The sequence below is a fragment of the Bradyrhizobium sp. CIR18 genome (assembly GCF_014198295.1).
Taxonomy (GTDB): domain Bacteria; phylum Pseudomonadota; class Alphaproteobacteria; order Rhizobiales; family Xanthobacteraceae; genus Bradyrhizobium.
Genome location: NZ_JACIHF010000023.1, coordinates 1 through 12,948, shown reverse-complemented (window position 1 = coordinate 12,948; position 12,948 = coordinate 1). Strand labels below are relative to the sequence as shown.

The 12,948-nt window shown below is 65.0% G+C and carries 11 protein-coding genes; 9 read left to right on the top strand and 2 right to left on the bottom strand.

From position 1 onward, the window contains the following. Positions 1 to 2: 2 nt before the first annotated feature. Positions 3 to 1,010, bottom strand: coding sequence for a polyprenyl synthetase family protein (locus tag GGD65_RS37275; RefSeq protein WP_026202916.1), 1,008 nt, complete (start codon positions 1,008 to 1,010; stop codon positions 3 to 5). A 134-nt stretch (positions 1,011 to 1,144) separates the two neighbouring features. Here GGD65_RS37275 and GGD65_RS37270 point away from each other — a divergent pair, with 134 nt between their 5' ends. The 6 genes from GGD65_RS37270 to glyS all read left to right on the top strand — a co-directional run bounded on the left by GGD65_RS37270 (position 1,145) and on the right by glyS (position 6,816). Next, the gene (locus tag GGD65_RS37270; RefSeq protein WP_018323354.1) at positions 1,145 to 1,372 is read left to right on the top strand and encodes a DUF2007 domain-containing protein; all 228 of its coding nucleotides are present in this window, start codon (positions 1,145 to 1,147) and stop codon (positions 1,370 to 1,372) included. Beyond that, positions 1,365 to 2,129, top strand: a complete 765-nt coding sequence (locus GGD65_RS37265) for a tRNA1(Val) (adenine(37)-N6)-methyltransferase (RefSeq protein WP_183238421.1) — start codon at positions 1,365 to 1,367, stop codon at positions 2,127 to 2,129. Before GGD65_RS37270 ends, GGD65_RS37265 begins: the two co-directional genes overlap by 8 nt. A 214-nt stretch (positions 2,130 to 2,343) precedes the next feature. Further along, the gene (locus GGD65_RS37260) at positions 2,344 to 3,252 is read left to right on the top strand and encodes a S49 family peptidase (protein WP_179735212.1); all 909 of its coding nucleotides are present in this window, start codon (positions 2,344 to 2,346) and stop codon (positions 3,250 to 3,252) included. A 105-nt stretch (positions 3,253 to 3,357) separates the two neighbouring features. Continuing rightward, positions 3,358 to 3,549, top strand: a complete 192-nt coding sequence (locus GGD65_RS37255) for a hypothetical protein (protein WP_008131462.1) — start codon at positions 3,358 to 3,360, stop codon at positions 3,547 to 3,549. A 232-nt stretch (positions 3,550 to 3,781) separates the two neighbouring features. Then, complete coding sequence (locus GGD65_RS37250) at positions 3,782 to 4,717, top strand: glycine--tRNA ligase subunit alpha (protein ID WP_183238420.1); 936 nt, start codon at positions 3,782 to 3,784, stop codon at positions 4,715 to 4,717. After that, positions 4,717 to 6,816: a glycine--tRNA ligase subunit beta gene (gene glyS, locus GGD65_RS37245; protein ID WP_183238419.1), complete on the top strand. Its 2,100-nt coding sequence runs from the start codon at positions 4,717 to 4,719 to the stop codon at positions 6,814 to 6,816. The genes GGD65_RS37250 and glyS overlap by 1 nt, the downstream gene beginning before the upstream one ends. A 297-nt stretch (positions 6,817 to 7,113) precedes the next feature. On the opposite strand, the gene GGD65_RS37240 is transcribed toward glyS, so the two are convergent. Beyond that, positions 7,114 to 7,467: a DUF1236 domain-containing protein gene (locus GGD65_RS37240; RefSeq protein WP_092262610.1), complete on the bottom strand. Its 354-nt coding sequence runs from the start codon at positions 7,465 to 7,467 to the stop codon at positions 7,114 to 7,116. 230 nt (positions 7,468 to 7,697) lie between these two features. Between GGD65_RS37240 and GGD65_RS37235 the strand changes: the two genes are divergently transcribed. The 3 genes from GGD65_RS37235 (at position 7,698) to GGD65_RS37225 (ending at position 12,805) form a co-directional block, all read left to right on the top strand. Then, positions 7,698 to 7,853: a DUF3096 domain-containing protein gene (locus GGD65_RS37235; RefSeq protein WP_008562090.1), complete on the top strand. Its 156-nt coding sequence runs from the start codon at positions 7,698 to 7,700 to the stop codon at positions 7,851 to 7,853. Positions 7,854 to 7,949: 96 nt separating this feature from the next. Continuing rightward, positions 7,950 to 10,901, top strand: a complete 2,952-nt coding sequence (gene ppdK / locus GGD65_RS37230; protein WP_183238418.1) for a pyruvate, phosphate dikinase — start codon at positions 7,950 to 7,952, stop codon at positions 10,899 to 10,901. A 455-nt stretch (positions 10,902 to 11,356) separates the two neighbouring features. Then, the gene (locus tag GGD65_RS37225) at positions 11,357 to 12,805 is read left to right on the top strand and encodes a cell wall hydrolase (RefSeq protein WP_183238417.1); all 1,449 of its coding nucleotides are present in this window, start codon (positions 11,357 to 11,359) and stop codon (positions 12,803 to 12,805) included. Positions 12,806 to 12,948 lie beyond the last annotated feature (143 nt).

Here is a 12,948-nt window from a genome sequence, read left to right as displayed (position 1 = left end):
GCCTAATGCGACCGCGCCAGACAGAACGCCACCACCTGCTCCAGCGCGCTCTTCATCGGGGAGGACGGGAACAGCGCCAGCGCGTCCACGGCCATGGCGCCGTAGTGCTGGGCGCGGCTGAGCGTATCTTCCAGCGCGCGGTGCTTGTTCATCAGCCCGATGGCGTGATCGAGATCGCTGTCGCCGATCTCGCCGCGCTCCAGCGCGCGGATCCAGAAGGCGCGCTCGGTGTCGTTGCCGCGGCGGAAGGCGAGCACGACGGGCAGGGTGATCTTGCCCTCGCGGAAATCATCGCCGGTGTTCTTGCCGAGCTTTGCGCTCTTGCCGCCATAGTCGAGCACGTCGTCGACGAGTTGGAAGGCGATGCCGAGATTCATGCCGACCGAGCGGCAGGCGGTCTGCTCGGCCTTGGGACGGTTGGCGATGACGGGGCCGACCTCGCAGGCGGCGGCGAACAGCTCGGCGGTCTTGCCGCGGATCACGGCGAGATATTCGTCCTCGGTGGTCGCTGTGTTCTTGGCGGCGGCCAGCTGCATCACCTCGCCCTCGGCGATGGTGGCGGCGGCCGCAGAGAGGATGTCGAGCGCGCGGAGCGAGCCGACCTCGACCATCATGCGGAAGGCCTGGCCGAGCAGGAAGTCGCCGACCAGCACGCTCGCCTCGTTGCCCCAGAGCATGCGGGCCGACAGTTTGCCGCGGCGCATCTCGCTCTCGTCGACGACGTCGTCGTGCAGCAGCGTGGCGGTATGCATGAACTCGACCGAGGCGGCGAGCTTGATATGGCCGTCGCCGGTGTAGCCGGCGAGGTTGGCCATGGCGAGCGTCAGCATCGGCCGCAGCCGCTTGCCGCCGGAGGAGATCAGATGGTTGGCGACCTCCGGGATCATGGTCACGTCCGAACCGGTCCGCGACAGGATCGTGGCGTTGACGCGCTCCATGTCAGGGGCGACAAGGGCAACCAGCTCTTCGATCGACGCGCCGGGAGTTTCGAAAGGTACGATGACGGCCACGCCGGTCTCCAATATTTGCCCCGGAGGGGCTATTCTGACGGAAAGACAATAGAAACTGGCGGCGGATGCGGCAAGGCCCGCGGAACCATTGACATTTGCGGCTTTAGCCCCCTTTCAGGCAAGGAAACTGCGTTTTGCGTGAACTGGTTCGGACCAACGATATGGTGCTGGTGTCGGCGATCGGCGCGCTGCTCGACGGCGCCAACATCCATCACCTGGTGCTGGACCAGAACATGAGCATCATCGAGGGCTCGCTCGGCATTTTGCCGCGGCGGATCCTGGTTCATGAGGACGACGCCCAGGAGGCGAGGGAGCTCCTCACCGAGGCCGGCCTCAGCCACGAACTGCGCGGCGATGAGTGAGGCCGCAGATATTACCGAGGACGCTTTTCTCGGCGGGCAGTTGCGCCTGAGGCAGAAGCGGAGTGGCCACAGAGCCGGGCACGACGCCATTCTGCTTGCGGCGGCGACGGAGGCCCGTCCCGGGGACCGCGTGGTCGATTTCGGCGCCGGGATCGGCACGGCCGGGCTGGCGCTGGCCCGGCGCGTCGCTGGTATCGGGCTGAGCCTGGTCGAGATCGATCCGGAGCTGGCCGAGCTCGCGCGCGCCAATGCAGCCGCGAATGCGCTTGCCGCCGAGACCATCGTGCTCGATGTCACCGCCGACGCCCAGGCCTTTGCGGCAAACGGGCTGTCGCCCGACAGCGTCGACGCGGTGCTGATGAATCCGCCCTTCAACGATCCGGCCCGGCATCGCGGCTCGCCGGACCAGGCGCGTCACACCGCGCATGTGGCGACGGAGGAGACCCTGCATGCCTGGGTGCATGCAGCGCGGCGCATCCTCCGATCGAATGGTGTGCTGACATTGATCTGGCGCGCAGATGGCATCGCCGATGTCCTGGCGGCGCTGTCACGCGGCTTCGGCAGCCTTTCGATCCTGCCGGTTCACGGGGAGGCGGGGCGGCCTGCGATCCGCGTGCTGGTGCGTGCGGTCAAAGGCGGCCGGGCTCCGACGCGATTGCTGCCGGGCCTCATGCTCAACGACGAGTCGGGCGCGTCCAAAAAAGAGGTGACGGAGATTCTGGAGGGGAGAGCGGCCTTGCCGCTGGTGGAACCGTGACGGCTTACTGCGGAAGCGATTCCGACTGCTGCTCTTGCGGGGACGTCAAGCGGATCGCCATGAACAGCGCACCGACCAGCAGCATCAGCAGATAGATTTTCATGGTGTTCTCCGCTGCCCCATTGCAGCCTCCCGACGGGAAATCTGCAAAACACGTTCCAGGCACTTCCAATGACAGTCGCGTGATAAGAAATGGTTAATCAGAGGTAACGGCATGGCCGAACAATTGAAAGATCGTGAGAGTTCCGGCCTGGCCGACAAGCTCATGCAATATCTGCCGGCGCGCTTCCGCCCGGGCACGGCTGTCGTGCCAGTGGTGCGGCTGTCCGGCGTGATCGGCGCGGTGACGCCGCTGCGCCCGGGCATGACGCTCGCAGGCGTCGCGCGGGTGCTGGAGCGTGCGTTCTCATATCGGCACGCCAAGGCGGTGGCGCTGGTGATCAACTCGCCCGGCGGCTCACCGGTGCAGTCGCGCCAGATCTATCTGCGCATCAAGCAGCTCGCGGCGGAGAAGAAGCTGCCGGTGCTGGTGTTCGTCGAGGACGTTGCGGCCTCCGGCGGCTACATGATCGCCTGCGCCGGCGACGAGATCATCTGCGATCCCTCGTCGATCCTCGGCTCGATCGGCGTGGTCGGCGGCAGCTTCGGTTTCCAGGAGGCGATCAAGCGGCTCGGCATCGAGCGGCGCCTCTATACGGCCGGCGCGCACAAGGCGATGCTCGATCCTTTCCTCCCCGAGAACCCCGACGATGTCGCCAAGCTGAAGGCGCTCCAGCGCGAGATCCATCAGATCTTCATTTCCCTGGTGAAGGAGAGCCGCGGCGCGCGCCTCAAGGGCGCGGACGACGCCCTGTTCACGGGCGAATACTGGGCCGGCGAGAGTTCGATCGCTCTGGGGCTCGCCGACAGCATCGGCGATCTCCGCTCAACTCTTCGTGCCCGCTACGGCGAGAAGGTTCTCACCCCCGTGATCGCGCAGCCGACCGGGCTGCTCTCCGGTCTTCTGGGCCGCAAATCGCCCGGCGCGGGGCAGCTTTCGGCCATGGAATCAATGGCCGGCCTGCCGGACGATCTGATCTCGGCGCTTGAGACGCGGGCGATCTGGGCGAAATTCGGGTTCTAGGCGCGGCCCTCCCGCGCCATTTGGCCTCTTGGCGTGCCGATTGCGGCGCAGCCCTGTCTGCGCAACAATATGCGTGGGGGCTGAGCACTAGACGAGGATCGACAGATGCCGCCGTTCGTCGCTTTCGCGGGCGTCCTGGGTGGGCTTGCCGTGGTCCGCTGGGCCTACAAGACCGCTGTCCGGATCAATCAGGAGCTGGAGGAGATGCGCCTGTCGCGTGTCGCCGAGGCCGCCCATATGGGGAACATCCAGACGCTGAAACGTGACCCCGTGACTGGAGCTTACCGGCCGGGGTAGCGCTCTCAACACGTAAGGTGCCGTAGGGTGGGCAAAGCGAAGCGTGCCCACGACAGCACCTCAATCCTGGAAAGATGGTGGGCACGGCGCAAGCGCGCCTTTGCCCACCCTACGGCACCTCCCGGGATGAGGCCTGATTGGCCCGAATCCGCCCCGTTTGCCTTGATTCCCACCCCCGCCGTCGATACGGTCCCGCGCGATTCAAAACCCCCCGCGAGAGCCTGATCTGACGATGGACGCCTCATTGCCCGCCCATATGCGCCCGGAACGCTCGTTCCAGGGCTTCATCCTCGCGCTCCAGCGGTTCTGGGCCGAGCAGGGCTGCGTGATCCTGCAGCCCTACGACATGGAGATGGGCGCGGGTACCTTCCATCCGGCGACCACGCTGCGCGCGCTCGGGCCAAAGCCCTGGAACGCCGCCTATGTGCAGCCCTCGCGCCGGCCCAAGGACGGCCGCTACGGCGAGAACCCGAACCGGATGCAGCACTATTACCAGTTCCAAGTGATCATGAAGCCGTCGCCGCCGAACCTTCAGGAGCTGTACCTGAAGTCGCTCGCCGCGATCGGCATCGATTCCGCCGTGCACGACATCCGCTTCGTCGAGGACGATTGGGAGAGCCCGACGCTGGGCGCCTGGGGCCTTGGCTGGGAGTGCTGGTGCGACGGCATGGAAGTCAGCCAGTTCACTTACTTCCAGCAGGTCGCAGGTTTTGAGTGCGCCCCGGTCGCGGGCGAGCTCACCTACGGGCTCGAGCGTCTTGCGATGTATGTGCAGGGCGTCGACCGCGTCTACGACATCAACTTCAACGGCCGCGAGGGCGATGCCAAGGTTACCTATGGCGACGTCTTTCTGCAGGCCGAGCGGGAATATTCGAAGCACAACTTCGAAGTTGCCGACACTGCGATGCTGTTCGAGCAGTTCAAGATGGCGGAAGCGGCCTGCCGGAAATATCTCGACGCCGGCTGGAAGGACGACAAGCGCGAGGCGCATCTGATGGCACTGCCGGCCTATGACCAGTGCATCAAGGCCAGTCACGTCTTCAACCTCCTGGATGCGCGCGGCGTGATCTCCGTGACGGAGCGGCAGAGCTACATTCTTCGCGTGCGTGAGCTGGCCAAGGCCTGCGGCGAGGCCTGGATCCATACTGAAGCGGGCGGAGCGGCCTGATGCCCGAACTTTTGCTTGAACTGTTCTCGGAAGAGATTCCCGCGCGCATGCAGGCTAAGGCGGCCGACGATCTGCGCCGTCTGGTCACCGACAAGCTCGTTGCCGAAGGCCTGGTTTATGAGGGCGCCAAGGCGTTCGCGACGCCGCGCCGCCTTGCGCTCACCGTGCACGGAATCCCCGCGCGCCAGCCTGATCTCAAGACCGAACGCCGCGGGCCCAAAGTCGGCGCGCCCGACGCGGCTGTGCAGGGTTTTCTGAAGGCGACGGGATTGAAGTCGCTGGATGAAGCAAAAATCCAGCGCGACCCCAAGGGTGATTTCTACATCGGATTGATCGAGAAGCCCGGCCGCGACGCGATCGACGTGCTCGCGGAAATCCTGCCCGTCATCATCCGCACCTTCCCCTGGCCGAAATCGATGCGCTGGGGCGCGCGATCGGGCAAGCCGGGATCGCTGAGCTGGGTGCGCCCGCTGCACGCGATCACCGCGACGTTCGGGCTCGAGACCGAAGAGCCTGATGTCGTGAAGTTCGAGGTCGACGGCATCGAGACCGGCCAGACCACCTACGGCCATCGCTTCATGGCACCGGACGCGATTTCCGTGCGCCGTTTTGAAGACTACGAAGCGAAGTTGAAAGCCGCAAAGGTCATCCTCGATCCGCAGGCGCGCAAGGACATCATCTTCGCCGACGCCAAGGAGCTGACCTTCGCGCAGGGCTTCGAGCTGGTTGAGGATCAGGTGCTGCTCGACGAGGTCTCGGGCCTCGTCGAATGGCCCGTTGTCATGATGGGATCGTTCGAAGCGGAATATCTCGCCATCCCGGACGAGGTGATCCGCGCCACCATCCGCAACAACCAGAAGTGCTTTGTGGTCAAGGATCCCAAGACCGGGAAGCTGACCAACAAGTTCGTCCTCACCGCCAACATCGAAGCGACCGACGGCGGCAAGGTCATCGTATCAGGCAACGAGCGCGTGATCCGCCCGCGCCTGAGCGATGCGAAGTTCTTCTACGAGACCGACCTGAAGACGAAACTCGAGGATCGGCTGCCGAAGTTCGAGCAGATCGTGTTCCATGAGAAACTCGGCACCCAGGCCGCGCGCATCAAGCGTATCGAGCGTCTTGCCATCGAGATCGCGCCGCTGGTCGGTGCCGACGTGGCCAAGGCGACGCGCGCCGCGCATCTGGCCAAGGCGGATCTGCTGACCGAAGTCGTCGGCGAATTCCCTGAAGTGCAGGGCCTGATGGGCAAGTACTACGCGCTGGCGCAGGGCGAGGATGCCTCCGTCGCCGCGGCGTGCGAGGAGCACTACAAGCCGCAAGGGCCTGCAGATCGCGTGCCGACCGATCCGGTGAGTGTTGCGGTGGCGTTGGCGGACAAGATTGATACGCTTGTTGGATTCTGGGCCATCGACGAGAAGCCGACGGGGAGCAAGGACCCGTATGCGCTGCGTCGTGCAGCGCTGGGCGTGATCAGGCTGATCGCCGAAAACGGCCTGCGGCTCTCGCTCACGAAGGTTGCGGCTTCCGCACTTGCTGGCTTGTTGGTGAAGCCTGCCGATGCCACGAGGCTTCCGAGCGATCTGCTCGCCTTCTTCGCCGACCGCCTCAAGGTCCAGCTCCGCGAGCAGGGCGCGCGGCATGATCTTGTCGACGCCGTGTTCGCGCTCGGCGGCCAGGATGATCTGCTGATGATCGTCCGCCGGGTCGAGGCGCTCGGCAAATTCCTCGACACCGACGACGGCAAGAACCTGCTCGCCGGCACCAAGCGCGCCAGCAACATCCTCTCGATCGAGGAGAAGAAGGACAAGCGCAGCTTCGACGGTGCGCCCGATGCTGCGCTTTATGGTCTGGCCGAGGAGAAGGCGCTGGCAAAGGCGATCGGCGAAGTGCAGGCGGAGGCCAGCGCCGCCGTTGCCAAGGAGGATTTTGCCGCCGCGATGAGCGCGATGGCAAAGCTGCGTCCGCCGGTCGATGCGTTCTTCGACAAGGTTCGCGTCAACGACGACGATGCGAAGGTGCGCGAGAACCGCCTCAAGCTGCTGAACGAGATCCGCAGCGCCACGCGTGCGGTGGCGGATTTCTCGAAGATCCAGGATTGAGGCCGCAGCTATTGCGGCTCTCGTGCCCCGGGCGCAGCGCAGCGCGCCGCGTCTTCGCGGCGTAATGCGCTGCAGAGCCGGGGCCCATGCCGGCCGCGTACGCGTAGCTTCTGGTCCCGGCTCTGCGTCGCAGCGCTTGCGCGTTGCGCCTTGTCCGGGACATGAGAGCGGGATTCGTACAGAAAAAGCCCCGCCCGGCGGGGGGAAGACCGGGCGGGGCCTGATGTCCGATTTAACACTGCTCGCGCCAGCCTGATGTGACGCGCCGGACATCTAGTCGATGTCAGCCAGTCGATGTCAGTCCAGCACCTCGACGATGCGGCGCGAGCGCGGCTCGACCAGCACGGTTTCGCCGTTCACGACGGTGTAGCGATAGGTGGTGGCACCGAAGCGTTGCGGCACGTCATAATAAGTGACGCCGCTTTCGGGTAGGGTGGCGCCGACCACGATGCGATCCGGAATGCGGAAGGCTGGCACACGTTGCTCGACGACATAGTCGCGGAAGGCGGGCCGCTGGTCGGCCGCAATGGTCGGAGCGCTGTCGACCACGGCGGGCGCGCGTCCGACGGTGACACCGCTTTGCGCCTGCGCCGCAACGGGCGAGCCGATCGCGGCCGCGAGCGCTGCAAGAGCGAGAATCCTGTTCCGCATGGACAACTCCTTCGACGTGATTTTATTTCGGACGCGTCATTGGCGCGACCGGTTGGCCAATGCATGCACCCTTCGCAATGTTCCGGGAAAAGGCCTGCCGCATTCGCGGCAATTTCAGGCAGTTTTCGTGGGTGCCGGAACTCGCATCGCGCCTCGCGCGTCTCTACTCGCGGAACCGGGAGGGCTATGATCCGCCCGCGATTCGCCCCACCTCCACAGAAAGATAATTCATGCACATCACCGTCGCCCACATTTCGCCGATCCTGTCGTTGATTGCGGGCGTGCTCATCCTGATCATGCCGCGACTCCTCAACCTGATCGTCGCGATCTTCCTCATTGTGAACGGTGCGATCGGGCTCGGGCTCCTGAAATGGCTCCGCTTCTAGGCGTTCATTTTCCGGAACTGTCCGACTTGCGCGGGCCCGCCCAAAATGGTGTAAGGCCCGCGAATTCCCATTCCTCTCGCAGGTTGTGTGCAAGCTATGGCCAAAGCCGCCTCGAAGCCCAATAAAACTCCAGCGAAATCAAAGTCTTCCGCCAAGGCGAAAGCCGCGCCGGCAGCCCGCAAGACGCTTGCCAAGAGCGCGCCCAAGCCGGTCGCCAAAGCTGCCGCAAAGCCGGTCGCCAAAACGGCCGCAAAGGCTGCTGTCAAGCCGGCGGCGAAGGCTGTGACCAAGGCGGCTCTGCCGAAGGTCGCCGCGAAGCCTGCACCGAAGAAGACTGTACCGGCCAAGGCCGCGCCAGCCGCGGGCAAGGCCGGCAAATGGGTGTACACGTTCGGTGACGGCAAGGCCGAAGGCCGCACGGAGATGCGCGACCTGCTCGGCGGCAAAGGTGCGAACCTCGCCGAGATGGCCAATCTCGGCCTGCCGGTGCCTCCGGGCTTCACCATCCCGACCTCGGTCTGCACCTACTTCTACGCGCACGACAAATCCTATCCGAAGGAGTTGCAGTCGCAGGTTGAGAAGGCGCTCGACTATGTCGGCAAGTTGACCGGCAAGATCTTCGGCGATGCCAAGAACCCGCTGCTCGTCTCCGTGCGCTCCGGCGCGCGCGCCTCGATGCCGGGCATGATGGATACCGTGCTCAATCTCGGCCTCAACGACCAGACCGTGGAAGCGCTGTCGGAATTGTCGGGCGACCGCCGCTTCGCCTATGACAGCTATCGCCGTTTCATCACCATGTATTCGGACGTGGTGCTCGGCTTCGAGCACCATCACTTCGAGGAAATCCTCGACACCTTCAAGGACGGCCAGGGCTACACCCTCGATACCGACCTCGCCGCCGAGGATTGGGTCGAGCTGGTCGGCAAGTACAAGGACGCCGTCGCACGCGAGACCGGCAAGGACTTCCCGCAAGACCCGCACGATCAGCTCTGGGGCGCGATCGGCGCCGTGTTCTCATCCTGGATGAACGCGCGCGCGGTGACCTACCGCAAGCTGCACGACATTCCGGAATCCTGGGGCACCGCGGTCAACGTGCAGGCCATGGTGTTCGGCAACATGGGCGAGACCTCGGCGACCGGCGTTGCGTTCACCCGCAACCCCTCGACCGGCGAGAGCAAGCTCTACGGCGAGTTCCTGATCAACGCGCAAGGCGAGGACGTGGTGGCGGGCATCCGCACGCCGCAGGACATCACCGAGGAGGCGCGCCAGGAATCGGGCTCCGACAAGGCGTCGATGGAAGCGGCGATGCCGGAGGCCTTCAAGGAGCTGACGCGGATCTACACGCAGCTCGAGAAGCACTACCGCGACATGCAGGACATGGAGTTCACCGTCGAACGCGGCAAGCTCTGGATGCTGCAGACCCGCGGCGGCAAGCGCACCGCCAAGGCAGCGCTGCGCATCGCGGTCGAGCTCGCCAATGAAGGCCTGATCTCGAAGAAGGAAGCGGTGACCCGCATCGATCCGGCTTCGCTCGATCAGCTGCTGCATCCGACCATCGATCCCAACGCCAAGCGCGACGTGATCGCGACCGGCCTGCCGGCATCCCCGGGTGCGGCCTCGGGCGAGATCGTGTTCTCCTCGGATGAAGCGGCCAAGCTTCAGGGCGACGGGCGCAAGGTGATTCTGGTCCGCATCGAGACCAGCCCGGAAGACATCCACGGCATGCACGCCGCCGAAGGCATTTTGACCACGCGCGGCGGCATGACCTCGCACGCGGCGGTGGTCGCGCGCGGCATGGGTAAGCCCTGCGTCTCCGGCTGCGGCACCATCCGCGTCGATTACGGCCGCGGCACCATGAGCATCGGTTCGCGCACCTTCAAGACCGGCGATGTCATCACCATCGACGGCTCGCTCGGCCAGGTGCTGGCTGGCCGCATGCCGATGATCGAGCCGGAGCTGTCCGGTGAGTTCGGCACGCTGATGGCCTGGGCTGACCAGGTCCGCAAGATCGGCGTCCGCGTCAACGGCGACACCCCCGACGACGCGCGCACCGCGATCAAGTTCGGCGCCGAAGGCATCGGCCTGTGCCGCACCGAGCACATGTTCTTCGAGGAGACGCGCATCCGCACGGTGCGCGAGATGATCCTCTCCGAGGACGAGCAGTCCCGCCGCGCGGCGTTGGCAAAACTGCTGCCGATGCAGCGCGCCGACTTCGTCGAGCTGTTCGAGATCATGAAGGGCCTGCCCGTCACGATCCGTCTGCTCGATCCGCCGCTGCACGAGTTCCTGCCGCACACCCACGCCGAGGTCGAGGAAGTGGCACGCGCCATGAATACCGACCCGCGGCGCCTGGCTGACCGCGCGCGCGAGCTCTCGGAGTTCAATCCGATGCTCGGCTTCCGCGGCTGCCGCATCGCGATCGCCTATCCGGAGATCGCCGAGATGCAGGCGCGTGCGATCTTCGAGGCGGCGGTCGAAGCCGAGAAGCGCACCGGCAAGGCCGTCGGCCTCGAGGTGATGGTGCCGCTGATCGCGACCAAGATGGAGCTCGACCTCGTCAAGGCGCGGATCGATGCGACCGCGCAGGCGGTGATGCGCGACACCAACACCAAGCTGACCTATCAGGTCGGCACCATGATCGAGCTGCCGCGCGCCTGTCTGCTCGCGGCCGAGATCGCAGAGTCGGCGGAGTTCTTCTCGTTCGGCACCAACGACCTGACGCAGACCACCTACGGCATCAGCCGCGACGACGCGGCGAGCTTCCTCGGTCCCTATGTCGCAAAGGGCATCCTGTCGGTCGATCCCTTCGTCGCGCTGGACCAGGAAGGCGTCGGCGAGCTCGTCAAGATCGGCGTCGCGCGCGGCCGCAAGACGCGGGCGAAGCTCAAGGTCGGCATCTGCGGCGAGCACGGCGGCGATCCCGCCTCCGTCGCCTTCTGCCACAACATTGGCCTCGACTACGTCTCCTGCTCGCCCTACCGCGTGCCGATCGCCCGGCTCGCAGCGGCGCAAGCCGCACTCGGCAAGGCAATCGCCAGCCAGGCGTAAGCAGAACTAGAATGCTGGAATGAGAGAGGCGGGGCCAAAACCCCGCCTCTTTTTTGTTTTCGCGATGCTCTCGCCAACCCGTCGTTGCGAGCGCTGCGAAGCAACCCAAAAATTCTCCACGGCGGCAGCCTGGATTGCATCGTCGCAAGAGCTCCTCGCAATGACGAGGTGGAAGCTCGGACAACTAGGAACCGCGCGCGCGTCCCGTAATGATACGCGCCAGCAAGAGTTCCTTCACCATTCGCGTTGACCTCTTGTTTACCGCTTCGCGTGACGACGCATTTACCACCGTGCGCGATCACCCCGTGAAAACACCTGCAATCGCTTGAGTGTGCTGTACGCGCAACGCCGATTAACGCCCCGGCAACCTAAATTGGATACTTACGATAAAGATCGAATTGCACGGATGTACTGCGTTTCGATTTTTCTGGCGTAAGCGTAGCGTGAGCGTATCGATGTCTGTGTTGCGTAACCATCCGAAGGGCGCGCGGTTCGCGTCCTTCGGCATCGGTCTCTGCATCTTCGCATTGATGCCGAGAGAGACCGGCTATCAGGATATTGCCTCTCTGCTGGCGCGCCAACCCGGCGTCGCCGAGCGTTGGCAGAAGCAGGTGTTCTCCGCGGCGTCCTCGATCCAGCTCGCCACCTACAGCTTTTCCCGCCCCATCGGCACCTCGGTTCCGCAGAGCGCGATGGTTCGCCTGGCGAGCCTCGATGGCCGCGACGTCACCGGCGCGATCGGCCGCAATCCGGCGCTGCAGGCTGCGCCGCGCTACCAGGCTTCCGACTTTCCCAAGGTCGATCGCTCCATGAAGGGTGATCGCCTCGCAACCGTGACCCCGACCGAGACCCCCGAAGCGCCCGCTGCGGCGCCGGCGCAGCAATATCCCGCGACGTCCAACAGCTCGGTGTTCGGCGCCAAGACTGCCGCGCTGCCGCAGGCGATGTCGCCGGAATCCGCGGCCGCGCTCGATCCCGAGCTGCAGGAGGCGCTCCGCGCGCCACCGCTGCCGCAATATACTAATGCCCCGCGGGCCAGCGACGCCGCGCGCGCTTTCGCGGTGCAGCCGCTCGAGGCGCTGAAGCGGACCACTGCGCCGACGACGCCGGTGCGGGATCCCTTCAGCGTCAAGACCTCCAATCTCTTCTTTGGCAGTTCCTCGCTCGGCGGCAATCTCGAAAGCATCGAGAGCTGGCAACCCGGCGCCGAGCCGCTGATCGTGATGCCAGATCCCGACATGAAGGTGACGGCCTCGCTATCGCCGCCCACAGTGGACATCGCCAAGGATATCGAGAGCGGCGAGAGCGTCGCGCCGAAGGGCGAGGTCAACGCCGACAACCAGCGCGCCAGATCGCCGGCGGAGCGTCTCGCGCTCGACGACAAGTCGCGGGCCAAATCCGAGAAGTGCCTTGCGGAAGCGGTCTATTTCGAGTCGCGCGGCGAGGCCGTGCGCGGCCAGATGGCCGTCGCGCAAGTCGTGATGAACCGCGTGTTCTCCGGCAAATATCCCGACACCGTGTGCGGAGCAGTCTATCAGAACAAGCACCGCCATCTCGCCTGCCAGTTCACCTTCGCCTGCGACAACAATGCCGACGTGATCCGCGAGCCCGAGATGTGGGAGCGCGCCAAGAAGATCGCGAAGGCGATGCTCGACGGCCAGATCTGGCTGCCCGAGGTGGGCAAGTCCACGCACTATCATGCCTACTGGGTGCGCCCGTCCTGGGTCGCCGAGATGAAGAAGATGTACAAGACCGGCGTCCACACCTTCTATCGCCCGCGCGCCTGGGGTGACGGCAGCGAGGAACCGAGTTGGGGCACGCCAGCCCAGACCGCCGCGCTGTCGGCCGAGCTCGCGCAGGAAGCGAAGAGTTCTGCGGAAATGGGTGCGAGCGAGCGGCGCTGAGGCAATCAATCGTCGCGGCAGTGAAGGTGCGCTCCCTCTCCCGCTCGCGGGCAGGGGAATCGCATATGGGTTTTGTCTAGCTATTGCATTGGAAGGCAAGACGGATTCTGAAGACGACTCCCGGAAGACGGAGGGGGTCGGAT

Coding starts and splice junctions, on each gene's coding strand:
- GGD65_RS37265 (WP_183238421.1), top strand. CDS start 1,365: ATGAGTGAGGCCGCAGATATTACCGAGGACGCTTTTCTCGGCGGGCAG.
- GGD65_RS37260 (WP_179735212.1), top strand. CDS start 2,344: ATGGCCGAACAATTGAAAGATCGTGAGAGTTCCGGCCTGGCCGACAAG.
- GGD65_RS37255 (WP_008131462.1), top strand. CDS start 3,358: ATGCCGCCGTTCGTCGCTTTCGCGGGCGTCCTGGGTGGGCTTGCCGTG.
- GGD65_RS37250 (WP_183238420.1), top strand. CDS start 3,782: ATGGACGCCTCATTGCCCGCCCATATGCGCCCGGAACGCTCGTTCCAG.
- glyS (WP_183238419.1), top strand. CDS start 4,717: ATGCCCGAACTTTTGCTTGAACTGTTCTCGGAAGAGATTCCCGCGCGC.
- GGD65_RS37240 (WP_092262610.1), bottom strand. CDS start 7,467: ATGCGGAACAGGATTCTCGCTCTTGCAGCGCTCGCGGCCGCGATCGGC.
- GGD65_RS37235 (WP_008562090.1), top strand. CDS start 7,698: ATGCACATCACCGTCGCCCACATTTCGCCGATCCTGTCGTTGATTGCG.
- ppdK (WP_183238418.1), top strand. CDS start 7,950: ATGGCCAAAGCCGCCTCGAAGCCCAATAAAACTCCAGCGAAATCAAAG.
- GGD65_RS37225 (WP_183238417.1), top strand. CDS start 11,357: ATGTCTGTGTTGCGTAACCATCCGAAGGGCGCGCGGTTCGCGTCCTTC.